Annotated in this window: 19 protein-coding genes and 2 pseudogenes; 11 read left to right on the forward strand and 10 right to left on the reverse strand. The window is 69.4% G+C overall.

The window, feature by feature from the left end; translation table 11 throughout:
* Positions 1–110 precede the first annotated feature (110 nt).
* On the reverse strand, positions 111–1,550 hold the full coding sequence (locus V9U70_RS22490) for an MFS transporter (protein WP_336677937.1): 1,440 nt from the start codon (positions 1,548–1,550) through the stop codon (positions 111–113).
* A 402-nt stretch (positions 1,551–1,952) separates the two neighbouring features.
* Here V9U70_RS22490 and V9U70_RS22495 point away from each other — a divergent pair, with 402 nt between their 5' ends.
* Together V9U70_RS22495 and V9U70_RS30625 are read left to right on the forward strand one after the other, a co-directional pair.
* On the forward strand, positions 1,953–3,032 hold the full coding sequence (locus tag V9U70_RS22495) for an IS110 family RNA-guided transposase (protein WP_336677939.1): 1,080 nt from the start codon (positions 1,953–1,955) through the stop codon (positions 3,030–3,032).
* 218 nt (positions 3,033–3,250) lie between these two features.
* A complete protein-coding gene (locus V9U70_RS30625; RefSeq protein WP_419724011.1) occupies positions 3,251–3,568 on the forward strand; it encodes an SDR family oxidoreductase in 318 nt (105 codons plus the stop codon).
* A 153-nt stretch (positions 3,569–3,721) separates the two neighbouring features.
* On the opposite strand, the gene V9U70_RS22500 is transcribed toward V9U70_RS30625, so the two are convergent.
* From V9U70_RS22500 to V9U70_RS22510, 3 genes are all read right to left on the reverse strand, one after another.
* Entirely contained in the window at positions 3,722–4,177 is a 456-nt protein-coding gene (locus V9U70_RS22500; RefSeq protein WP_147985178.1) for an Rrf2 family transcriptional regulator, read from the reverse strand.
* Between the two features lie 646 nt (positions 4,178–4,823).
* Positions 4,824–5,576: an SDR family NAD(P)-dependent oxidoreductase gene (locus V9U70_RS22505; RefSeq protein WP_336677945.1), complete on the reverse strand. Its 753-nt coding sequence runs from the start codon at positions 5,574–5,576 to the stop codon at positions 4,824–4,826.
* 296 nt (positions 5,577–5,872) lie between these two features.
* Complete coding sequence (locus tag V9U70_RS22510; RefSeq protein ID WP_336677946.1) at positions 5,873–6,982, reverse strand: alkene reductase; 1,110 nt, start codon at positions 6,980–6,982, stop codon at positions 5,873–5,875.
* A 265-nt stretch (positions 6,983–7,247) separates the two neighbouring features.
* Between V9U70_RS22510 and V9U70_RS22515 the strand changes: the two genes are divergently transcribed.
* The 7 genes and pseudogenes from V9U70_RS22515 to V9U70_RS22545 all read left to right on the forward strand — a co-directional run bounded on the left by V9U70_RS22515 (position 7,248) and on the right by V9U70_RS22545 (position 13,093).
* Positions 7,248–8,165 carry an alpha/beta fold hydrolase gene (locus tag V9U70_RS22515; RefSeq protein WP_336677948.1) on the forward strand — a complete coding sequence of 306 codons (918 nt, stop codon included), beginning with the start codon at positions 7,248–7,250 and terminating at the stop codon, positions 8,163–8,165.
* A gap of 44 nt (positions 8,166–8,209) precedes the next feature.
* Entirely contained in the window at positions 8,210–8,581 is a 372-nt protein-coding gene (locus V9U70_RS22520) for a VOC family protein (RefSeq protein ID WP_336677950.1), read from the forward strand.
* Positions 8,582–9,586: 1,005 nt separating this feature from the next.
* A pseudogene (locus V9U70_RS22525) lies at positions 9,587–9,634 on the forward strand (hypothetical protein); the annotation flags it as partial.
* Between the two features lie 61 nt (positions 9,635–9,695).
* Positions 9,696–9,905: an SDR family oxidoreductase gene (locus tag V9U70_RS22530; RefSeq protein ID WP_336678380.1), complete on the forward strand. Its 210-nt coding sequence runs from the start codon at positions 9,696–9,698 to the stop codon at positions 9,903–9,905.
* Positions 9,906–10,211: 306 nt separating this feature from the next.
* On the forward strand, positions 10,212–10,682 hold the full coding sequence (locus tag V9U70_RS22535; RefSeq protein ID WP_336677952.1) for a nuclear transport factor 2 family protein: 471 nt from the start codon (positions 10,212–10,214) through the stop codon (positions 10,680–10,682).
* Between the two features lie 936 nt (positions 10,683–11,618).
* Positions 11,619–12,200, forward strand: a complete 582-nt coding sequence (locus tag V9U70_RS22540) for a sigma-70 family RNA polymerase sigma factor (protein WP_336677954.1) — start codon at positions 11,619–11,621, stop codon at positions 12,198–12,200.
* A 503-nt stretch (positions 12,201–12,703) separates the two neighbouring features.
* On the forward strand, positions 12,704–13,093 hold the full coding sequence (locus V9U70_RS22545; protein ID WP_336677956.1) for a peptidase inhibitor family I36 protein: 390 nt from the start codon (positions 12,704–12,706) through the stop codon (positions 13,091–13,093).
* Positions 13,094–13,398: 305 nt separating this feature from the next.
* Here V9U70_RS22545 and V9U70_RS22550 read toward each other — a convergent pair whose 3' ends face one another.
* The 3 genes and pseudogenes from V9U70_RS22550 to V9U70_RS22565 form a co-directional block, all read right to left on the reverse strand.
* Entirely contained in the window at positions 13,399–15,474 is a 2,076-nt protein-coding gene (locus V9U70_RS22550) for an ATP-binding protein (RefSeq protein WP_336678382.1), read from the reverse strand.
* A gap of 318 nt (positions 15,475–15,792) precedes the next feature.
* Positions 15,793–16,220, reverse strand: a pseudogene (locus V9U70_RS30630) (AfsR/SARP family transcriptional regulator); the annotation flags it as partial.
* Between the two features lie 578 nt (positions 16,221–16,798).
* Positions 16,799–17,248: a DUF5707 domain-containing protein gene (locus V9U70_RS22565; protein ID WP_336677958.1), complete on the reverse strand. Its 450-nt coding sequence runs from the start codon at positions 17,246–17,248 to the stop codon at positions 16,799–16,801.
* Between the two features lie 463 nt (positions 17,249–17,711).
* Here V9U70_RS22565 and V9U70_RS22570 point away from each other — a divergent pair, with 463 nt between their 5' ends.
* Entirely contained in the window at positions 17,712–18,857 is a 1,146-nt protein-coding gene (locus V9U70_RS22570) for a serine hydrolase domain-containing protein (RefSeq protein WP_336677960.1), read from the forward strand.
* 72 nt (positions 18,858–18,929) lie between these two features.
* Here V9U70_RS22570 and V9U70_RS22575 read toward each other — a convergent pair whose 3' ends face one another.
* The 3 genes from V9U70_RS22575 to V9U70_RS22585 form a co-directional block, all read right to left on the reverse strand.
* Positions 18,930–19,184: an SCO4225 family membrane protein gene (locus V9U70_RS22575; RefSeq protein ID WP_336677962.1), complete on the reverse strand. Its 255-nt coding sequence runs from the start codon at positions 19,182–19,184 to the stop codon at positions 18,930–18,932.
* Positions 19,185–19,269: 85 nt separating this feature from the next.
* Positions 19,270–19,944: a response regulator transcription factor gene (locus tag V9U70_RS22580; protein WP_336677963.1), complete on the reverse strand. Its 675-nt coding sequence runs from the start codon at positions 19,942–19,944 to the stop codon at positions 19,270–19,272.
* Positions 19,941–22,280: a sensor histidine kinase gene (locus V9U70_RS22585; RefSeq protein ID WP_336677965.1), complete on the reverse strand. Its 2,340-nt coding sequence runs from the start codon at positions 22,278–22,280 to the stop codon at positions 19,941–19,943. The genes V9U70_RS22580 and V9U70_RS22585 overlap by 4 nt, the downstream gene beginning before the upstream one ends.
* 524 nt (positions 22,281–22,804) lie before the next feature.
* Between V9U70_RS22585 and V9U70_RS22590 the strand changes: the two genes are divergently transcribed.
* Positions 22,805–23,644, forward strand: a complete 840-nt coding sequence (locus V9U70_RS22590) for an alpha/beta fold hydrolase (protein WP_336677967.1) — start codon at positions 22,805–22,807, stop codon at positions 23,642–23,644.
* Positions 23,645–23,737: the final 93 nt, after the last annotated feature.

The following is a 23,737-nucleotide window of genomic DNA, read 5'->3' on the forward strand; positions in this document are numbered from 1 at the left end:
CGGAGTGCGGAAGCAGCTGCTGGCGTTCGCCGCTGCCACCACATTGGGCGGCACTCGGTCGAAGAAGGTGGGCCGACCTGGGTGGTGCACACCCGCGGTCAGCCGGCGGGCTAGCTTCGAGAGCGTCGGGTGCTGAGACCGAAGAGGGCAACGAGCACGGCGGCGGTACCCAGGCCGGCCGCTGTCCAGAAGGCACCCGCCAGGCCGGGGACGAAGGCGCCGGGCTCGCCGCCGCTCGTGTGGACCGCGACGATGACGGCGATGCCGAGGGAGCCGCCCACCTGCTGAACCATCTGCAGGAACCCGGACATCGACCCGCTGTGCCGGGCGGGCACCCCCTCCATGATCAGCATCGTCCCGGGGGTGAACACGAGGGCGACACCGAGGCTGTGGAGCACCAGGGGGGCCACGACCCCGCCGAGGTAGGTGCTGGAGTCGTCCAGGGCGGCGAACCAGATGAAGCTAATGGTGACCAGGGCCGTGCCGAGGACGAGCAACCGACCGGCTCCGAACCGCCGTACGAATGCGGGCACGAACTGCGTGACGATCAGGACGGTGCCTGTCAGGGGCAGGAAGGCGAGGCCGGCGACCAAGGCGCTCATGCCCAGTTCCCGTTGGTAGAACTGCACCAGCGTGAACAGGAGGGAGAAGTGGACCCCCACGGTGAGCCCCATGGCGCCCAGGGCCGTCGCGCGCTTGCGATGACGGACCAGGGAGAGGTCGAGCAGCGGGAGCCTGACGCGCCGCTCGACGGCGACGAACGTGGTGAGCAGGACGAGAGCGAGGATGAAGGTGACCGCCGTTCCCGCGGTGGTCCAGCCTGTCTCTGCGGCGTGCACGAAGCCGTAGACGAGGGCCAGCGACCCGAGGGTCGCGGTGATCGCTCCCGCCACGTCCACCCGGCCTCCGGTCGGCCGGTCCTCCTTGACGAGCCATTGGACGACGAGAACGACGACGGCTCCGATGGGCAGGTTGATCAACAGCCCCCACCGCCAGGAGAAGAAGGCGGTCAGCGCGCCACCGACGATCAGACCGAAGGACGAGCCCACTGCGGAGGCGGCGGTGAACAGGGCCATGTTCCGGCTGCGGGCATGCTCGTCTCGGGCGATGGCGGTGATCAGGGACAGGATGCTCGGTGCCGCGATGGCCGCTCCGACTCCCTGCGCCCCCCGGGCGACGACCATGATCGTCGCGTCGGGAGCGAGGCCGGCGGCCAGTGACGCGAGGGCGAACAGCACTGTTCCGATGGTGAAGACCCGGACCCGGCCCAGAACGTCGCCGAGCCTGCCGCCGAGCAGCATGAGTCCGCCGAAGGCCAGCGCGTAGGCGTTGGGCACCCATGACAGACCGGCGGGGGAGAAGCCGAGATCCTGTTGCAGCTGGGGGAGTGCGACCGTCACCACCTGCGCGTCGAGTTGCAGCATGAGCTGCGTGGCCAGGATGGCGACCGTGGCCAGGGCGACGAAGCGCGGCACGGCCACGGTGGGCACCCTGCGGTGTTCCGTCGGGGCCGGGGATGTATCGGCATCGCTGCCGGTGTGGACGGACATGCCACCTCATAGGGGGATGGATTGATGAAAAGGCGGAAAGAGGCCGCATGTGCGAGCAGCTGGCACCTGCACGAGGGGGAGGAGTTGCGTCTCGCTCGACACGGCCGTGTAGTCGAAGCGATGCCGTTACTGTAACTAAAGTGGATACACTTTAGCAATTATCGACGCCTGACAGTGAGGATGTACGTGAGCGTTCTCCGGCGGGGTCTGACCCAACGCCTGACTGTCTCAGGGTCCTCAACGGGATCTGTCGGCTCTGTCCGGGGGACGCTCGCCCGCATCCGTCGGGCCGGGGGACGTGACTTCATAAGGGCCTGGCCAGAGGCCCCATCACTGTCTTGTCCGCCCTCCCGGCCGACGGGTGCCATCCCACCCGGTCGAATGGACAGGACGGCACACCCCATGGCACAGCACGAGGTCGAGGGCACCGGCGGCGTCGACACCCACAAGGACACCCACACCGCGGCCGCGATCGACTCGGCGGGTCGGGTCCTGGGCTCAGCCCAGTTCCCCGCCTCCGCGCTCGGCTACCGCAAGCTCCTGGCCTGGCTGAAGCCCTTCGGGACCCTGCTGCTGGTCGGGGTCGAGGGCGCCGACGCCTACGGCGCGGGCCTGGCCCGCTACCTGCGTGAATGTGACGTGGTAGTGGTCGAGATCGACCGCCCGGACCGCAAGACCCGCCGCTGGCAGGGCAAGTCCGACCCGGTCGACGCCGGGGCCGCGGCCCGGGCCGCGCTCGCCGAACGCCGCACCGGGACACCGAAGTCCCGTGACGGCCGGGTCGAGGCCCTGCGGGCGTTGCGGGTCGCCCGCCGCAGCGCGGTCCAGCAGCGGTCCGACGTCACCCGGCAGATCAAGAACCTGATCGTCACCGCGCCAGAGGGTGTTCGCACCATGCTGCGGCACCTGAAGGACAAAGACCTGCTGACTGTCTGCGTGGGCTTCCGCCCGAGCCTGGACCAGGCCGACGACCCGGTCTCCGCGACGAAGATCGCCCTTCGATCGCTCGCCCGCCGCCACCGCGACCTGGGCCAGGAGATCGACGAACTGGATGAGCTGATAGCCCCGCTCGCCCAGGAGATCAACCCGGCCCTGGCCGAGCTGAACGGCGTCGGCCCGGACGTCGCCGGCCGGCTGCTGGTCACCGCGGGCGACAATCCCGACCGGCTCCGCTCGGAAGCGGCGTTCGCCATGCTTTGCGGTGTCGCCCCGCTGTCCGCGTCATCCGGCCGCACCCACCGCCACCGGCTCAACCGGGGTGGTGACCGAGCCGCAAACGCGGCCCTCTACCGGATCGTGCTCTGCCGCCTGCGCTGGGACCAGCGCACCAAGCGGTACGTGGAGCGACGAACCAAGGAGGGCCTGTCGAAGAAGGAGATCATCCGCTGCCTCAAGCGGTTCGTCGCCCGCGAGATCTACCACGTCCTGACCAACACGAACGCCACCGCAGCGACCCCGAGTCACCTCGTAACCGCTGCTTGACATCCATAAGAGCATCCCGGACTTCGGCCGCGAGAGGCCCCGCGTCTCCCGCGACGCATGCAGGGTTTCTCCTCGTGGTGTAACCCGCCCGCGTGGCAGGGGCGATACGAGGAGGGGTGAATATGGAGAACTGGATGACCGCATAGCACTCGTCACCGGCGGGGGGCGGTTATCGGGCGTGCTGTCGCTCGGTGAGCGCTGACGGTGGCAGCCCTGGTATGAGCCTGTACGCAGCATCCAAGTCCGCTGTGCGCTGTTCGGCACGCTCCTGGGCACAGGGGTTGGGCGGCCGGGGCGCCCGGGTGAATGTTCTCAGCCCCGGCCCTGTCGAGACCGAGGGCTTCCGCGAATCCCAGGGCGAGACCCCGGGGGAGGCTGAGCGCACCGTGAACGCCTGGGCCACGACCCCTCGGCCGTACGGGGAGGCCGACAGGGATGCCTCGGCGGCTCTCTTCCTCGCCACCGACGAGAGTTCCTTCGTGACCGGTAGGGACCTTCACGGGGATGGCGGTATGGCCATCAGGCGCCCAGCGTGACGGCGGTCGTGCGGCCGACCGCCTTGGTGCCTCGCGGGCCAGGGGTGATCGCGAGGCACGCAAAGTCGTCCTACCGGTACGCCAGGAGGAAGCGCCGTACGCCGGGCCGACGGCCACAGTTGCCGCGGCCGGGTGGCGCGACCTCGTGCACGGTCAGCGGGCCCCGGCGGATACGGAGTGGAACGCCAGCGTGTCGCGCAGGACGTCTGCCACGGTGGTGGCCGACAGCGACCGGCAGAGAGCCTCAGTCGCCTCTTGATACACCTGACCCAGGGCGTGCTGGATGCCGAAACCCACGTAGCACTCCGCATTGGGATCCGAGGCGTGCATTCCGAAGATCGGCTCCTCGGGGAGTGCCTGGTAGACGTTGAGAAGCGAGATCTTCTCCGCCGGACGGGCGAGGTTCCAGCCGCCGTTGCGTCCGTGGGTGACTTCTACCAGTCCGGCATCCTTGAGCTGCCCGAGGCAGCGTCGGATGACGACGGGGTTGGTGTTGACGCTGGTCGCGATGCGCTGGGACGTCGCGACCTCTTTGTCGGTGCCGCGCCGGTCGTACGCCAGCCAGGTCAGAATGTGGACGGCCAGGCTCATACGGCTGTTCGCGCTCACGCGGGCTCGCCTCCCTCGGTTGGTGCCGGTACTGACTGGCGCTCGCGCACGCTGCCAGCGACACCAAAAACTGTAACAGTTACAGAAAAACCGGGCACCGCGTGCTCTAGCCGGGTCGCATGCCGCTCGGGCGTCCGCGATCGTGACGCAGGCCATCCGCAGCAAGTCACGTGCCGACGTTGCTCGCGGAGCTGGGCTGCGCCGTTCGTCCCTGCAGTGCGGATATTGCTCCCGCCCGACGGAATCACCGGTCAGGCTCCTGGCCGAGGGGATCGCTGAGGGAAACGTCGATGCGCTGGGGCGTTGTGCCCCCTTTGTTGATGCCGCGCCGGTCGCGCGCCAGCCAGGTCAGGATGTGCACGGCCGGAACCATGTGACCTTTCGCGCACATGCCGCACGCCCCTGACCCCTTTTCCACAAGGGAGCTCCCCGCTCGGCCTGCGCTGGAATGCGCAACGACCGACGTTGCACCGGTATTGCATGGTCACCGCCTGGGCAGTGCGACCGTGCGCGCCTACGGAGGCGGGCAGCTGGGGCGCCCATGCGTACCGCCGTGTGCGCCCTTCCGGCAGGGTTCTGCACGGCCGGAAGGGCGGTTTCGCTGCTGCCCAGTCCGCGGTGAAACGTCCTGCAGGCCGTCTGCTTCCTAGACCTGGGCGAGGCCGCCATCGACGAAGAGTTCGGCACCCGTGGTGAACGAGCTCTGGTCGGAAGCGAGGAATACGGCGGCGGAGGCCACTTCGTCCACGTGCCCTACCCGCCCCATGGGGATGGAGCTGGCGAAGTTTCCCTTGAGTTCGCGCTGCGCGTCGGCGTCGTCGCCCGCGAAGCGCAGGAGACCGGGGGTCTCGACGGGGCCGGGGCTGATCGAGTTGACCCGAATCTTGCGTCCCGCCAGCTCGGCCGCCCAAGACCGGGCGAAGTTGCGCGCAGCCGCCTTGGTGGCGCTGTAGACGCTCATCGCCGGAATGCCCTGGGAGGCATTGGTCGAGGAGGTGAGGATGACAGAGGCACCCTCAGGAAGGAGCGGGAGCGCCTTCTGCACAGTGAAGAACATGCCCTTGACGTTGATGTCGAACGTTCGCTCGTACTCCTGCTCTGTCACGTCTGCGAAGCCTATGACGCCGCCCACTCCGGCGTTCGCGAACAGCACATCGAGCCGTCCGCTGCGCTCCCTGATGGTCGCGAACAGGGCGTCGAGATCATCGAGCCTGGACACGTCGCTCTGCACTCCCACGGCGTCCGCGCCGATCGCTGCCACAGCGGCATCGAGCTCGGACTTGCGGCGCCCCGTGACGTAGACGGTGGCGCCTTCCCGTGCGAAACGCTTGGCTGCGCCCAGGCCGATACCAGTGGTACCGCCCGTGACCAGGGCGATCTTTCCGTCAAGCTGTCCCATTGCCCACTCCTTGGAGAATTGCTCTGAGGCTGGCTCTGCAGGCTGCGGGGAGCCCGCCACCTCCAGTGAAGGACGCCGGAGGTGCTGCACCAGCCGCTCAAATAAAATATAACAGCTTTGATTACACTTTGCCGTGCGTGTCGGTGGCGACCCGCATCAGCGGTGTGCCGCCGCCCCCTCACCTCGCCGCACTGTCACGCCGTGGTGCCGCGACGCGGCCTTGTGGCGGCCCGGGGGCAGACCACAAAGCGAGCGGGCCGCGCCGAACGACGGCAGGCTCGGGCCCGCCCGTGTCCCTAGTTCTGTCCGCCTTGGAGGAACGGGTGGTCGGTATACCCCTCAGGGTCGGATGTGTAGAAGAGTGCCGGGCGCGGCACGTTCTCCAGGTGCTCGCCCTGCCAGCGCTCCACCAGGTCGGGGTTGGCGATGGCCGTTCGGCCCACGGCCACGACATCGGCGTGAGCGGCCTCGATCAGCTCCACCGCTTCCTCGCGCGTGGTGATCGAGGCGGACCCGCTGGTGGCCATCAACTTGCCCCCGAAGCGCCGGCGCAACTGCTGAGCCAGGTCGCCTCCCAGCTCCTTGTGCAGGAGGGAAAGGTAGGGCAGGCCCAGCGGGCGCAGTTGGTCGAGTAGGTGGCCGTAGGTGGCCAGGACGTCGTCCCTGTCGGTCTCCAAGGCGTCCTTGGTGTTGCGTTCGGGCGGTATGCGCAACCCGACCCGCCCGGCGCCGACGGCCTTCGCCACCGCCGTGACCACCTCGACGACGAAGCTGGCCCGGTTCGTCGGTGTGCTGCCGTACTCGTCGGTGCGGTGGTTCGACGCTGGGGAGAGGAACTCGTGCAGCAGGTATCCGTTGGCGGCGTGGACCTCTACGCCGTCCAAGCCGGCCTCGATCGCCCGGCGGGAGGCCGTGACGAAGTCCTCGAGTGCTGCTCGGGCTTCCGGGGCGGTCAGTGCCTGCGGCACCGGGTAAGGCTGCTTGCCCTTCTCCGTGTGTCCCTCACTGTTGATCGCGATCGCGCTGGGAGCCAGGATGTGCCGCCCTCCGTTGACATCGGGGTGGGAGACGCGACCGGCGTGCACGACCTGCATCACGATGCGGCCGCCTTGAGCATGCACTGCCTCGGCCACCCGCCGCCAGCCGGCTACCTGCTCGTCAGTGACAATGCCCGGCTGTCCCACGAAGGCCTGCGACTCGCGACTGGGGTAGACGCCCTCGGTGACGATCAGACCGAGGCTCGCTCGCTGCCGGTAGTGCTCGACCATCAGGTCGCCGGGGATGCCGGAGGAACCCGACCGCATCCGAGTCAGCGGGGCCATGACGACACGGTTCGCAAGCTTGATGTCTCCGAGTGAATCGGGCGTGAAGAGAGACGGTTTCGCGGATGTCGATGCCGACGTCATTGATGTGACTTCGTTCTGGGATGGGTGCACGCACGGGTGGGGCCGGCTGCTGAGGTGTGGTGCGGAAGTGCTCGTTCCGTTCCATCACCACTCGCCGGAGGGCTACGTCCCCCTTGGATCAACGGCGAGGAGCCCCCACGGGCCCACTTTTCCTTGCTCCGCAGGATGACCGTTTCGGGCAGCGCGGTGATGTGTAAGCTGTATCAAGGTTCGTTACATTAACGCGCCGACCGGCCCCCCCTGTCAACTTTCAGGAGCACCCCTCATGTCCGCACACCTCCACTCCCTTTCAGAAGCCCCGTTGAGCGAGGGCTACGACGCAGCCACCCGTGATGACCCGGAGTTCGCTCAGCACTTCGAGCACCGCTTCACCACCATCGACGGCCTTCAGATGCACTACGTCGTCGGAGGCGACGGCCCCCGCACCATCGTGCTGCTCCATGGCTTCTCGGAGAGCTGGTACGAATATCGGGCGATCATGCCCGACCTGCTGCCGGGCCACACGGTCATCGCCGTGGATCTGCCGGGACTTGGGGACACCACCGGTGAGCTGCCCACGCACGACAAGGCCACGCTCGCCCGCTACGTGCACCGCCTGCTCGTCCACCTCGGCCACCAGGAGGGGGTGCAGTTGGTCGCGCACGACTTCGGCAGCGCCGTCGCTTATGCTCTTGCGGCCCAGTGGCCCGAACAGTTCGGCGGCTTGATGATCATGGACTTTGGCCTCGTCGGCGGTTCACTCACCTTCGACCAGCTCAAGCCGCTGTCGTTCCACTTCTCCTTCTTCCAGCAGGAACCGCTCTTCGAGCAGCTCGTGGCCGGACAGGAGCGCCTCTTCCTCTCGTACTTCTATCAACTGCTCGGAGCGCCGGCCCCGGAGAAGAGCCTCGAAGAGTACGCGCGGGTCTACGGCCGGCCGGGCGTGCTGCACAACGGGTCGCGCTACTACCAGGCATGGCCGCAGGACGAGGCCGACAACCGCCGCCTCATGCGCAAGCCCCTGGACATGCCCGTCCACATCATCGCCCAGGCGCAGCTCTTCGATGCGTTCCACACTGCGCTCAAGGACGCCGCTCCGCAGGCGACAGGCAGCCCTGTCGAGGGAGTGGGGCACTGGCTCCTGCACGAGGCACCCGGGCGGGTGCTCGAGGAGATCAAGACCTTCTTCGGCTACCAGGACTGATCGTTCCCGTCGCCACTCCGCACCACCCCCAGGAGGAGGAAAACGTGCTGGACCACGTGGAGATCCAGGTCGCCGATCCCGAGAAGAGCGGGGCGTTCTACGACGTCGTGCTCGCACCTCTGGGCGCCAGTCGTCGTATCGAGCACCAGCAGCGTATCGGCTACGGGCCCGGGCGCCCCGAGTTCTGGATCGGTCCGGTGGTCGGACCGGCACCACCCTCACGCGAGACGCACCTCGGCTTCGCGGCGCCCGGCCGTGACGCGGTCGACGCCTTTTACGCCGCGGCCGTGGCCCAGGGGGCACCGGTTCTGCACCAGCCGAAGATGTGGCCGCAGTACCACGACAGCTACTACGCCGCCTTCGTGCGGGACCCGGACGGCAACAATGTGGAGGCCTTCTGCGAGAACCCGGCCTGATGCCGCTCGGCGTAACCGGTACGAGCGAGGGCCGAAGCAGAAATGAGATGACGCCGTGTTTTCCTGCTTGCGCTTGGTTGGGACAGCAGCGGTCGTCCCGCCTTGAAGAGGGCTCCGTTCCACCGAGGGTATTGGTGCGGGTCGGGCCGGGCGTGACCTGGTGGGTTAGCCGGTGTCGGCCCCGGCTTTGCTGTTGCGGGGGCGGTCGGTGGCGATGTTCGAGAAGACGTGGATGCCGCCGCCACCGGCGGACCCCTCGCGCTCGTCTACGGCTTCATCCATACCACTGAGTCCCCTGGGCGATCCTGTCCTTCGTTCCCGCAGCAGTGATGCTGGGCTGGAGGCCGGCTATCATGGCGCTCATCGGCGGCACCCAGTCGGCCATCCTCTTCGTGGTCGTGCAGTACTGCCAACGCGCGCTGCGTTTCGGCGCCTTGACGTCGGGCTTCGCATTCACTCACGCTCACTGGGGCGCTCCTGGTCACGGTGAGTTCGTCGCTTCCCTGCCCTCGACTCCACCGGCAGCTAAGCCACGGGCGTCCTGCCCGCGCTGCTCATCCACAGCGTCGGGGTGGCCTTGGTCTTCACCCCGACCGTAGTGGTGATCAGGCCCGGTTCGGAAGCCGAAGACGCCGGTTCCATGTCAGGCCTACTGCAGACCGCCCAGCAGGTCGCAGGCTCCCTCGGCTTCGCGATCACCGTCGCGTCCATGCCGCAGGTGACAACGCCGCCTTCTTCCCCTCCAACCTGGGCCCGGCCTTCTGTGTAGCGGCAGCCACGACCTTCGCCGCCACGCTTGGCCCTGTTCGACCTTCACTCGCCCGGCGGCGGAGTCTGCCCGCCAGCCCCGATCTCCTACCCGCACGACTAACACCACAGGGCCACGGCCGCAACACCAGAAGGGAAGGAGCCGGCCATGGGACAGCTGTCCGACAAGGTCGCTCTCATCACCGGCGGCACCGCATCCTCGTCGGTTCGGTCAGCGCCTCCCGCAACGTTCCCCAGATGAGCCTGTACGGCGCGACCAAGGCCGCCCTGCGGAGCCTGGGCTGTTCTTGGGCCTACGAACTGACTGAACGCGGTATCCGCGTCAACATTTTGAGCCCCGGCCCCAATCGATACCCCTGCCACCTACGTCGCGGCCGGTGCGCACGACGACGAGTCCCGGCAGCAGGTCAGGGACCAGATGGGCAGCAGCATCCCCCTGGCCCGCATCGGCCGCCCCGAGGAAGTGACCGCCACCGCGGTGTTCCTGGCTTCCGACCAGAGCTCCTTCACCACGGGCGCCGAACTCTTCCTCGACGGCGGCCTGGGACAGATGTGACCGCACACCCCCACCACCGACCACGCGACCGGACGGGCCGTCACAAGCCGGCCGCCCAGAAGGTACGGACATGACACGCGATCTCCACACCCGGCACATCACCGCCGCCTGAGCAGGCCTGGGGCGGTCACGCACCGAGACGCTGCTCCAACAGGGCCACCGCGGCGCGGCGACCGCGATGACCGCGTCGCCTGTGCGGACGAGTACATCGACACGCAGCACGCCAGCGACGTACTGCTCCCTGACCTGACTTCTCCCGTCCACCAACGACCAATTCATGCACCACAGAAGCAAAGGAAAAGGGTAATGACGCAGAACACCCAGCAGATCGACGGTCGCGACGAAGCAGAGATCCGGTCGGTGATCCTTGGATATGTGGAGGCGCTGGATAGCCGTGACTTCGGTCAGCTTGCGGACGCGTTCACCGACACCGCAGAGCTCGAAAACACCTTTGAAAGCTACATCCCGGGCGGCGAGGACTTCACCGGCGTGATGGCCCGGGGCGCGTACGAGATCGCAGGTGCCATCGGCGACCTCATGAGGCGGCTCGATGCCACCCAGCACTTCCTGGGAGCGATCTGGGTCGAGCCCACCGACGAGGGAGTACGCACGCGAACACAGATCATCGCCCACCACCACCGCGGCACCGGTTTCTACCACACCGGCGGCACGTACACGGACTCATTCGTCCGCACCGACAGCGGGTGGCGCATCGACCGCCGTGTATTGCACACCTTGTGGACCACGGGCGAGCCGAGCGTGGTCACAGGCACCTGAACTCGCGCCGGATTGAGCGGCCGCTCCAGTGGCGAGAGGGCCGACTCCGAGCTCAGCGGTAGCTTGCTGGTCAACTCTCCGCCAGGGACAGCGATGCAGTCGAGCCCGGCGCAGCCGGCAAAGTGGGCCGCTCCGCACCGGCTAGAACTCGAGCACTACGCAGCGTGACAGGGGGCAGGTCGAGGCCGGTAGTCTTTCCCGTCTCGGGGGAGGAGTCAGGAACGCGGCTGGGGGTTCTTTCTGCGCTCCTCGGAGCCAGTTGTCGTACGTGTACAGGGGCGGTGTGGCGAACGCCTAACCGCTCCTCGTTCGAGCCGGATCGAGCGGGGGCCAGCCGGACGGAAACGGGCCGCTTTGTCCGTTGTTTTGGCATCGTCGCAGGTGAGAGCCGTCACTCTTATGGGTTCGAGTCCCACCCACCCCACCGAGCGTCCCAGAATCGTTCTGACCTGGGGAGACGTGTTGTGGGGGCTTTCGCGTGCGGTGTTCGCCGCGCAAGCGTGCGGTGAACGCGCATCCTCTGCCGATCGCCATCAGCTCGGCCGCCCGAGCGTGTCCGTGGAAGCTCGGCTCGTCCGCGCCCGCCGCGGATGGGCGGCGACATCGCGCGCGGACAAGGGGGCGGCCTCGACCACGCGCGCCGGTGGTTCCGGAGGCACGGGATGCGAACCCCTCATTTGCCCAGCCCCCCGGCCGACGCCGTCGACCATGAGAGGCGGCGAAGTCCGGCCTCCGTGCCGGCACCCGGCGTGATGCGGACGCCCGGTGCGTCCCCTGGCTGCGCACTGCAAGCAAGTTTGTACGCGCGTAGGAGTTCAGCGGGGAACGACAAGAAAGCGACAAGGTCCGGCCAAGGGCTTCCGACGAGTGTGTGAGCTGCTCGTCCGCGCAGGCGGGTGAGCACGCCATTGCACACCAACAGGATGGGGCGCTCTCATGAACGGGATCATGGAAACGGGGGCCACCGGCCTTGATCCGACTCGGCCGGATGCCCGGCGCCTCCCCTCGGACGTCGACTACGACGCCTTCGTCAGGGACATCTACGACCAGTACGGCCCTCTGCTCGTCCGGTACGCCACGCGTCTGCTGGACGGCGACTGGCACAAGGGGGAGGACATCTTCCAGGAGACCGCGGCCCGCGCCTGGAAGCACGCCCGGTTCCTGGGCAGCCGGAACGAACGTCTCAGGCCCTGGTTGTTCACCGTGGTCAGGAACCTGGTCATCGATCATCATCGGGCGCGCCAGGTGAGGCCGCTGGAGCTCGCGTCCGTTGAGGAGTTGGACGCCTCCATCGACAGCACGGTGTCCACGATCGACTTTCATGTGGTGACGCAGGCCCTGAGGGAGCTGAACGAGCGACAGCAAACCGTCATCCGCCTCATGTACTACCTGGAGTGCAGCGTCGATCAGGCCGCCGAGCACCTCGGCATACCGCCCGGCACTGTCAAGAGCCGTGCCTTCTACGCCGTGCGAGCGCTGCGCAAGGTGCTGGAGAAGCAGGGGGTCCTGGGGACGTAGCCGGCGCGGCCGTGCACGGTGGGTTCACCACCGGCCTCCAGGCGCCGGTCGTCCCGCTCAGCTCGGCTTGTAGCGCCCTCGATTCGGCGTCACGGGCCGGCCGAGCCGAAACCGTGGAGCGTTGCCACCGTTTCTGGCCTCGGGCTTGTCCACGCCCCCAGAAACGAGCTGCGGCACGTCTCTGCGCACGCCAGGCGAGCGGACGGACCCTGGGAGGCGGCCTTCGCCGCGCCTGCTGTCGGGCGAAGACCGCTGCGTGTCCGGGCCATCGGCGGGGCCGGGTCCGGGTCGCGTGACCGGTGCACGGCCGGGGTGACGTCCGGAAGGACGATGCGCCCTTCCTGCCTGCCCTCGTTCGTGGTTCTCCGCGCAGATGAACCGCCGCCCTGTTCCGGCCGTTCACAGCAGAGGGACACGCATACGGAGGTCATGGCGCACCGCTCCGCGGTGGATGCTCCGCCGCGTCTCCCGCGTGAGAGTTACCGCACCCACCATCTCCCGGCATGTCCGCCGGTGACGAACGAAGAGGAACACCTGTGATCGGTTCACGGCTTCGCCGCGCCCTTCTGTCCGGAGCAGTGCTGGCAGGCGCTCTGGTGACGTTCAACGCTCCAGCGGCCCAGGCCCACTACAGCCAGTGTCCCCCCGGGCACTTCTGCATCTGGCAGCACAGCAACTATGAAGGCCGTTTCTTCTCCAGCCCGAACAGCACGCCCAACGTCGGCAGTTACATGAACGACCGTACGACCTCGGTCTGGAACCGGACCGACCGCACCGTCTGTATGTACCGGCACCAGAACTACAGCTACGACATGGGGTGCTACCGGGCCGGCGGTTCGACCGGCGTCATGCCCATCCACAACGACCAGTTGACGAGCTTCCGGCTCGAGTAGGACTCGACGGCCGGGGCCTCGCCGCACTGGGCGGACCTCCGGTGTCAGAGCAGGAGTCGTCCCGGGCGGCCCAGCCGACAGCCGCAGCCGTCCGGGACGGCAGAGACGCTCCGCCCCCCGCCCGTGAGTGCTTCCGACGGGTCCGTGCCGACCGCGCTGTTCGCGACGCGGGCTCTCCTGCCGCCTGCCACGCTGAGTCCAGGAGCTCGGCGTGGTCCGCTCCCGCGACGACGATGTCAGCAGCCCGGAACAGAACGCGAACGGGCCGACGAATCGACCGCCCGCCGGGCCCTCCCCATCACGGCTCAGGGGGCAGGATCACTACTCCTCGGCGCCGGGAGCTCGTGCTTCCCGACCGCTCTCTCCGGCACGGTGGGCGTGGGGTCCTCATCCATGTCGAGAGCGGTGAGCCGGTCACGGACCTGCTGAGCGCTGTGTGACATCTCCCGCGCCTCAGCGTCTGCGAGGGCGTCGGTCCAGTCCGTCCGCGCGCCTTCCCGGTCGCCCATGGAAAGCCGGGTGTCGCCGAGCCGCATCAGCGTGCCGATGGCGTTCCTGTGGTCTCCCAGTTCCCCGAACGCCCTCGACGCCCGCTGGTAGGTCGTTACCGAGTCCTCGAAACGGCCGAGCAGGCGGAGGCTGTGGGCCAGGATGTCCCACCCCTGGGCGAGCTGCCAGGGCGCGTCGAGGTGGTGCAACAAGGCGATGCCCTCCTCGCTGTACAGGAGGCTTTTCTCGAGGTTCCGCAGGTTGGCATGGAACCAGGCGAGCTCGAGAAGGCACTCGGCCAACCACAACTCCTCACCTGTCTTCCGGGAGAGTTCCAGTCCCCGCTCGGAGGCTGCCACAGCGTCCGCCGTCCGCCCGAACAGGAACAGTGCACAGGCCGTGACGTAGTGGGCTCGTGCCTGTTCGCCGATGTCGTCGAGCTCTTCGAAGATCGCTGTCGCGTGGTGCAGCTGGTGCAGGGCTTGCTCCTGATGGCCGAGGTAGCCGTGGATGCCACCCAGGTGCCGTAGGCAACGGCCCTCTTCGAGGAGGTCGTTCCGACGCTGGGCCACTTCGAGGGCGGGGGTCAGCGCGCTGATGGCTTCTGGCCAGGACTCCTGGCGGTTGAGGTGTTCCTTGAGTGACCAGGCGAGCCCGGAGGTGTGATCGTCGAGCTTCTGACCGACGGCGGTGTGGAGCAGGCCGGTCAGCACGGCCTGCTCGGCGGCGAGCCATCGGGTCGCCTGCGTGACGGTGGTGAGTTCCTCCGGTCTGACGCCCGAGCGGGGCTCACCGAGTTCGAGGTTGTGCGATATGTCCTGTTTGAGGAATCGATTCGCCTCGCAGGAGGTGAACAGGTAGTGGTCCAGGGCCCGGAGAGTGGCGTGATGACGCCCCTGGCCGGTCTCGTGAGTGTGAGCGAGCTCGGTGGCGTAGCCGCGTAGGAGGTCGTGCAGGCTGTAGCGACCGGGCAGCGGTTGTTCCACGAGGCAGGAACTGAGGAGTTCGCCGAGTGCACAGCGGGCCCGGGAGAGGGGAAGTCCGGCGAGGCTTGCCGCGGCGGGGGCGGTGATGTGGGGGCCGGGATGAAGGGCCAGCAGGCGGAAGAGCCGGGCGGCGTGCTCATCCAGGGACTGGTAGGACCAGGAGAAGACGGCACGCACGTCGGTGGTGGTGTCGGAGCCGGCGAATGCTTCGAGTCCGCCGTGGGTGTGCCGCAGGTCGTCGACCATGGCCCGGAGGGGGAGCGAGGGGTCGAGCTCCGCGTGGGCCGCGACCACGGACATGGCCAGGGGAAGCCTTCCGCACAGACGGATGATGTCGGCTGCGGCGGTGGGCTCCGCGGCGAGCCGTTCGGCTCCCAGGCGCCGTTCGAGAGCCTGGTGCGCCTCGGTCGGTGAGGGCAGCGCGAGCCGGAGGGGCTTGGCGCCGTCGGTGGTGATCAGGCCCGGAAGCTGGTTGCGGCTGGTGATCAGGGTGAGGCAGCCCGGTCCCGCGGGAAGCAGGGGGCGTACCTGCTGCTCGTCGCGGGCGTTGTCCAGCACGAGGAGGACCTGCCGGTCGGCGAGGAGACTGCGCAGGAGTGTGCTCCGGTCGTCGGTGCCTGCGGGGATGCGCGCGGCGGGGGCGCCCAGGGCGGTGAGGAAGCCGCGCAGGGCGATACCGGGTGCGACGGCGGGTGCGTGCGGGTGGAAACCGCACAGGTTGACGAAGAGCTGCCCGTCGGGGAACGAGGGGGCGACGCGATGTGCGTGGTGCACGGCGAAGGTCGTCTTGCCGACACCGGGAGCACCGCTGATGACCACGGCGGGGGCCGTCGCGGTCCCGGTTCGGTCCGGCGCACCGCTGACGGCGGACAGCCACGCGCCTTCGGCCGCCCTCCCGGCGAACACCGGCAGGCTACGCGGCAGTTGCGCCGGACGGGCCAGGGGGAGAGGGGCGGACGCTGTTCTCCCGCCGTCCGCGGCCGCTGCACCCTGGACGGCGGACTCGGCTACCGCGCCGCCGGGCCGGCGGGCGGACGGGCCGGTCGAAGAGGCCGCTCCGTTCCCGTCCGACGCCCCGGTCGGGGCCCCGCTCGGACGGCGGCCGTGCTGGGTCACCGTGGCGTTCGGCTGGTCGGCCGGGTGCAGTGCCGGCAGGTCGTGGTGGAGGACGCCCTGCTGCAGGGCGCGCAGGGCAGGGCCCGGTTCCAGGCCGAGCTCGTCGGCGAGGCGCCGACGCACGTCGGCGTAGCGCTGAAGAGCTTCGGGGTGCCGGCCGGCGAGGTAAAGAGCCCGCACCAGCAGGGCCCAGCCGGTTTCCCGCAGGGGTGTTGTGCGGTGAGCTCCTGTGCCGCGTTGACGGCTTCGGTGATCCGGCCTTGCAGCAGGAGGCCAGTGGTGCGCATCTCTCGGGTCGTCTGCCGCAGTTCTTCCAGGCGTGCTGTCTCCTGGGCGGCGAACAGGTGGTGCGCGGCGTCGGCGAACGCCGTGCCGCGCCACATGTCCAGGGCCTTCTGGGCCTCCTCCACGACGTGTTCGGGCCGGCCCTGGCCCATGAACCGGTGTGCTCGGGCAACGGAGCGTTCGAAACGCACGGTGTCGCGGTTCTCGGGCGGCACCCGCAGGGCGTAGCCCAGGGGTTCGGTGACCAGCATCTCGAAAGCGCCCTGTCGGCGCAGACGCGGGGGTTCCAGCACCGCGCGTACCTTGCTGATGTGGGCGTACAGGGAGCCGAGCGCCGCACCCGGCGCCCGCCCCGGCTGCTGGGGCCACAGTTCCTCGCACAGAGTCTGCGAAGAGACCGCCCGGCCGTCGGCGAGCAGCAGGCGAATCAGCAGCAGCCGCTGCCTGCGCCGGCCCGGGTCCAGTACCGTCCCCGCCCGCCGCACCTCCAACGGACCCAGCAGCCCGAAGTCAAGGCCTTGCCCCACAGCTTTCACCGTACCCAGCCGAAATCTCACTTCACGGCGTCACCCCTGCGGCACACCGACCAGGGCCCGGCACATGGACGACCTGTTCGCGCAGTGATCGGCATGGGGTCCGGCCCGCCGGGCGAACCCACCGGCATCGTGGCGCGGGGGCTCCGGGTACAGGAGTGACGAGGACTCCGTTGTCCGCTTCCCGCATATCGGACAGGACATTAGCAGGGCCTCCTCCGGCGGCAGGCCTCGTCAGCTGCGCGACGCACCGCCCGGGCAGGGGCGCCCCTGCCGTACGGGACGCCGGCCGTGGGTCAGCGGGCCGGGTCGAGGGTTGCGGCGTGGCGCAGGAACACGGTGTCCCCGTCCGTCGCCGTCGCCAGCGCCGAGATGTACCAGGCGCCCCGGTCCAGCTCAGCCGCCTCCTCGGCACTGACCCGCAACGTGTAGACGCAGCGAGCGGTTCCGTCAGCGATGCTGTGGCACCTGGCGCTCTCCACGTCGCGCATCTCCGCCGCGGTCGGATCGAGCTCGGCACTCGCGGGCCAGACGAGGACCTTGAGACCGCGGACGCCCGAATCGTCGTGCACCTCCGCCGAGAAGGTGAGCGACCCGGCGCGGCTGCTCGCGGGAGCTGCGTAACGCGTCTGGACATTCTTCACGGTCGGCTCCGTGGCGGGTGAGGCCATGGCGAGGCCACCGGCGGTCACCGCGCCGACGACGGCGACGCCGATGAGGGACGGGAGAAGGACGCGCTTGGACATGGTTGGTCTCCTGGTGCATGCGGGCGCCGGCGTGGTGTGCCTGGCGATTCGGACGGGAGGTCAGGGCGGCGAAGACGGTGACACCGTCTGTGGAGCCGCTCCCGGCTGTCTCCCCGACGTTTTCGAGACTAGGGCCCGAGGCCCGGCCCGGTCCTCGGGAGGCTGGATGATCGTCGTGTGCAACCAGGAGTGGAGGAGCCTCTCGTCCCTCCACCGACAGGTCGGCCACCGCCCCTCCCCGCAGACCGGGACCCGCGTAGTCCGGGCCCGACGGCTCGCGGCCGGTACTCGCCCGCACCGGGGGCGGCACGGCGGAGTGAGAGGGCTTGCGCGGGGGCCCCGTCACCGGCCTCCGGTGGGAGCGGTATGTAAACAGATGTCACGACCTGCGGGGATGCGTGAACCACTGTGAGCTTTGGCCCGTTGATAGATCGAACGGTTGTCGTCCAGAGTGGAGAAGAGCATGATCGTCGAGGGAACGAGCACTGCCCGGTTCGCACCGGTACGAGCGGCGCTGGCAGCGCACCTCGAAGCCGGCGAGGAGTTGGGGGCGTCGATCGCCGTCGATGTGGACGGGGTCATGGAAGTCGATCTGTGGGGTGGCCACACGGACGAAGCACGGACCGCTCCGTGGCACCGGGACACCGTGGTGAGCATGTGGTCGACCACGAAGACCCTCACCAGTCTCGCGGCCCTCGTCCTCGTCGACCGCGGCGCACTTGATCTGCACCGCCCGGTCGCGCACTACTGGCCGGAGTTCGCCGCCCAGGGAAAGGAGCACATCGAGGTGCGGCACGTCCTGTCCCACACCTCGGGACTTTCGGGCTGGGAGCGGCCGTTCTCCGTGGAAGACCTGTACGACTGGCCTACCGCGAGCGCCCGGCTGGCCTCACAGGCCCCGTGGTGGGAGCCGGGCTCCGCTTCGGGGTACCACGTGCAGACCCAAGGACAACTGGTGGGAGAGCTTGTCCGGCGGGTCAGTGGCCGTACGCTGACGGAGTTCGTCGACGCCGAGATCGCCAAGCCGACGCGAGCCGATGTCCAGATCGGCGCGCGTCAGGCCGACTGGCCGCGCATCGCCCCTCTCACAGCCCCCTCGCAGACCTCCGGTATACCCGCCGGCCTCGACCCCGAGGGGATCTTCACCAGGACCCTGGCCGGCAGTCCCGCCCGTGACGAACACGTCGACACCCCGCAGTGGCGCTCCGCCGAACTCGGAGCCGTCAACGGCCACGGCAACGCACGAGGTATGGCCCGTGCTCTTTCCGTCATCTCACGGCGCGGCCAGGTGAACGGCCTCCGGCTTCTCTCCACGGAGACGGTGGACAAGGTGCTCGATGTACAGGCCGACGGAGTCGACCTGTTTCTGGGCGTGCCCGTTCGCTGGGGCATCGGCTACGCACTCGCCGACCCGAGGACGATGCCGCACATGCCCACCGGCAGAATCTGCTTCTGGGTCGGCCGGGGCGGTTCGATCGTCATGATGGACCTCGACCGGGGCGTCACGTTCTCGTACACGATGAACCGGGTGGGCGACGGGGTCCTCGGCTCGGAACGCACCCACGACTACATCAAGCACGTCTACGAAGTCCTGGAATCCACCGACTGAGGCTCGCCCCGGCCCCGGCTCGGCAGGAGACTCCGTGTGCGGAGCTGTCGACCGGTGGGTCAGGCTGCTGTCCTAAGAGGTGCGCCCCCGCCGCAGCGCGCGGGCGCACCACCCGATGACCAGGGCGTTGACCAGGGCGCCGAGAACGAGGGAGAGGAAGAACGCCACGGCTCCCTCGGGCAGGACGAGCAGTAGCACGAGACCGGCCGGGGCGGTGGCGACGATGGGAAGGACGAGCGCCATGGACCCCTCGGAGGCGGCCAGGATCGCCCAGGCGAGCAGGAGCGCGCAGGCTATGAGGTACAGCCGGGCGGCAAGGGTGTTCAAGGCCCGGCCTGCCGAGCGAAGGGGTGGGAAGCCAGGACGGGTCTCCACGGGGGACTCCTCGGTGAGCGTGGCGGTGAGCGGCATGTCAGTGGGGCGGGTTCGGGTGGACGAGTCCGAGGTCGTAGGCGAAGATCGTCGCCTGGACCCGGTCCCGTAGTTCGAGCTTGCGCAGCAGCGCGTTGATATGGGACTTCACGGTCCCGACGGTGATCCCGAGATGGCCGGCGATCTCCGCGTTGGTCAGTCCGGAGGCCACCAGAGGCAGGACGCCGCGTTCACGGCTGGTCAGGCTGCCGAGCTCGCGGGGGACGTCGCGGCCCGGGAGCCCGGCGCGTGGTCCGGACGCGTAGTGGCTGATGAGCCTGCGGGTCGCGGACGGGGCGAGGACGCTTTCGCCGGCGGCGACCACGCGGATGCTCTCCAGCAGCTCACCGGGCTCCATGTCCTTGAGGAGGAAGCCGGAGGCGCCGGCACGCAGTGTGTCGAACACGTAGGCGTCAAGGTCGAAAGTGGTCAGTACGAGGACACGGGGTGCGTCGGGGCGGCCTGTGATGATGCGCGTGGCCGCTATGCCGTCGAGTCCGGGCATGCGGACGTCCATGAGAACCACGTCGGGCGCCGACTCCTCCGCCAGACGCACCGCTTCGGCGCCGTCAGCGGCCTCGCCGACGACCGTCATGTCCGCCTCGGCGTCGATCACGGCCGCGAACCCCGCGCGCACGATGCCCTGGTCGTCGGCGACCAGCACTCTGAGACTCATCGTTGTCTTCCCTCGTCGTCCTGGCGCGCCGTCGGTGGCGCGACCAGCGGCAGCCGGACGCACACCGGGCCCCGCAGGTCGGTGGTGAGAGTCCCGCCGATCACCGCGGCACGTACCGCGAGCTGGCGGCACAGGGCGGGACGGACATTGTCCGGCACACCGGTCGCCGCCACGGTCAACGCGGACTCATCGGCGTCGAGCGCCAGGGCCATCGGACCGTCGCCGTCGGCCGTGAGCATGGTTTCGCAGGCATGGTACGCGGCCAGGTCCACAGCGGTGGGCAGCCGTCTCGGCATACGCTCGCTCCACCGTACGTCGACCTCACGACCGGTCGCCCGGATCTGGAGGACGAGGAGGTCGAGAGCCTGGAGGGTGGGCTGCGGCCCCAAGGAGGGCGCCGCGTCCGCCACGCGGACGGTGTCGAGCAGGGCCCGCATCGCCGCGAGGGCCTCGCGGGCGCGTGCGACGACCGCATCGAGTCGGCCCGCCTCGGCCTGCGCCACCATGTCGGCCGTGCGCGCCAGCACCGTGGTCTCCAGCCCGGCGGCGATGCGACGGCGCTCCGCCCACGCGTCCCGGACCGCCTCCTCGGTCCACGCCGCGAGGTTTTCCGTCTGCTCACGGCGCACGGTCCGTGCGCGGCGCCCTCGCACAGTGCCGGCCCACCACGCCGTGCCCGCCGCCAGGGCCGCCTGAGCCGACGCTCCCGCGACGATGGCCCAGAGGGGCACATGTGTACCCCGGTGCAGGACGGCGGCCGTCGTGGCCGTGCCGTGCAGGCCCACGGCCGCGGCAGCCACGAGTGCTTCGGGCGGCAGGCGTGGACGGCGCTCGGCGCCGAGCGGGCGGGCAGCGGCCGCGGCCGCCGCAGAGGCGACCACCGCGCACGTGGCGACCATGCTCAGCAAGGGCGGCAGAAGCAGCCAACCGGTGTAATCACCGACGGCCATCGCCACCGGCCAGAGGGGGACGAGGCCGAGCACGACACCTCGTGCTGCGCCGGGGGCGCGACGCTGCCACAGCAGCGCGAGCGCCTGCGCCGCGGCCAGCAGCGCGAAGAGCGCCCCTGCCGAGACCTGTTGGCTGTTCGACGCGGTGTCCTCCCCGAACACCAGCATGGGGAGCAGCGGCTGCGTTGCGAGCCCGGCGGCGGTCACGGCCTGCGCGAGGCGGTAGCCGTACGGAACCAACCGCCCCTTCGAGGCTGTGGTGGCCCGCCCGGGCAGGACGGCGCGAACCTCCCACCCGCCCTCGGCCGTCCGGCCACTGGTCAGCACGCCACCTGCCTCCCGTGCCCGCGACCGCAGGAAACCCTGGCCACGTCCCGAACCGAGGTCCGCGCCGTGCGCCACAGAACCGGCCGGCGCCGGCGCGCTGGCGACCACGACCTCCGTGCCGGCGTCACCGTACCGGCAGGTCACGGTCGTGGCCGCGCCAGGTGAGTGCCGTGCCACGTTGGTGAGCGCCTCACGCACGATGCCGTACGCCGCGTCCGCAGGAGCACCGTCAGGGAGGTGATCGATCGCGCACTCCACTCCTCGGCCCAGCTGGGAGAACCCGGCGACCAACTCCAGCAGCCGCTCCCTCGGGGTGGGCAGTTGCTCCCGTGACGGCGCCGGAGACCTGACCGCACCGAGTGCCTGGGTCACCTCACGACCGGTGTCGGCCGCGAAGCGGAGTGCCTCGTCCACCAGCTCGGGACGGCGGTCACGCAAGCCGAGCGCCGCGCCCGCCGTGACCACCACGGCCGTCAGATGGTGGGCACTGACATCGTGCAGCTCCCTCTCCATCCGACGCCTTTCGGCGGCCGGCAGCCGGTGCCGTTCGATCTCGGCCCGCTGCAGTCGCTGTTGCGCGGCCCGCCGCGAACGACGGGTCCGCCGGACCAGCAGCCCGGCCGTGAACGTGGCGGCGTACAGCACCGCAGTCAGAGCGATGTCCAGCCCGTCGCGCTCTTCCAGCCCGTGCAGTGTGAGGCCGTAGAGGATCTGCCACACGGTGAGCGCGAACACGCACAACAGGGCAGTGAAGGAGTCGCGTTCACTGGACACGGTGAACAGGGCCAGAGTGACGCCCGCGGTCCCCAGAACCGCCACCGCCCCCTCGGGCAGCGGTCCGGCGCCCAGCGCGCAGGCAGCGGCGACCACAGTGAGGACCGGCACCGGCCTGGTGCGACGAAGGGAGAGCGCGGCGGTCACCAGGCCGACGACGAGGGCCGCCACGAGAAGGGCCGACCCGGGCGGGACGGTTCCACGGACCAGGTCCGCCCCCGGCCACACCGCGGTCTGGGCGCCTGTCAACAGGAGCGGAAGCAGTCGTTCATCGGTTCGGTTCATGGCGGACGCAAGACTAGGACCACGGGTACGCGGCCGTCGTCCTGCTGGGAGGGGAGCCCGCTCTCTTACCTGGGTTGCAGCCTCTGCACCCACAGTGCCACGTGGCGATCATCCCGGGGCGTGACGGCTGCGGCATCCCCTCGGCCATAGGCTCGACCACGTCCGGAAGCCGCTGATCGCGGTGGCCCGCACAGCCCGACGACTGGCCGTGAACGAGCAGCCCGTTCTCGGGTGAACCGGTCCGGCCGTCCGGTCGTCGTATGAGACGAAGGACGCTCCACCCCCGGTGACCGGGCGAGATCAATGCCTCAGGATCACTCGAGCCGCAGACCCGCAGCTGCTCCCCGTGCCGCTGCCGCCGACGGCCATCAGCAGTCCGAGCCGTGCTGATCCCAGGCGCGGGCGGACGTACGCGAACCCAGTCACCCGCGAGGCGGCCCGGGGCGCCGTTCTCCGGACGCACCGGCCTGCTTCGCCCACACGGTCCATCGAGGACCACCAACCGACCAAGAGAGATCTCACGCATGCGCGTCACCCGCCTGGCCCGTCCGCGCCGCAGATCCGCGCTGCTCGGCGTCACCACGGCCGTAGGCCTGTCCGTCGCCGCCGTCACCCTGCCCGGTACAGCCGGCGCGACGCCCCATCACCCGACACGTCCGACGATCGTGCTGGAACACGGAGCGTTCGCCGACGCCGCGAGCTGGGACGGTGTCGTCGCCCGGCTTCAGCGCGCCGGCTATCCGGTGGTGTCCGCCGCCAACCCACTGCGCGGTCCGGCGACCGATGCCGCCTATCTGCGCAGCGTCCTCGACCACGTCGACGGGCCCGTGGTCCTGGTCGGCCACTCCTACGGCGGCACCGTCATCAGCCAGGCCGCCGCGGGCCTCGAGGACAAGGTGAAGGCTCTGGTCTACATCGCGGCGTTCCTGCCGGACGCCGGGGAGAGCTCGCTCGGCCTGACGAACAAGTTCCCCGGCAGCACCCTCGGCGAGGCCGTCGAGTCCGTCGACTACTTCCTGCCCGACGGCGGTCAGGGCGCGGACGTGTACATCAAGCCCGAGAAGTTCCGCTACCAGTTCGCCGCGGACGTGCCGGCGGACAAAGCCAGGCTCATGGCCGCCGGCCAGCGTCCGGTCGCCGCCGCCGCTCTGGAGGAGAAGTCCACCGAAGCCGCCTGGAAGACGATCCCCTCCTGGTCGCTGATCACCACCGAGGACCGCAACATCCCTGCGGCCGCCCAGCGGTTCATGTCGGCCCGCGCCAAGGCCCGCACGACGGCCATCGACGCGTCGCACGCGGTCTCCGTGTCCCGCCCCGGAGCCGTCGCCCGCATCGTCGAACAGGCGGCCCGCACGGTCCGATGACCCATCGCCCCGTCCTGTCGCCCGCCCCAGCTCACCGCACCCGCACAGCCGTGCCCGACCGTGCACCGCACCCTCAGACGCATTCACACCGGA

It is taken from the genome of Streptomyces pratensis (genome assembly GCF_037137275.1).
Taxonomy (GTDB): domain Bacteria; phylum Actinomycetota; class Actinomycetes; order Streptomycetales; family Streptomycetaceae; genus Streptomyces; species Streptomyces pratensis_B.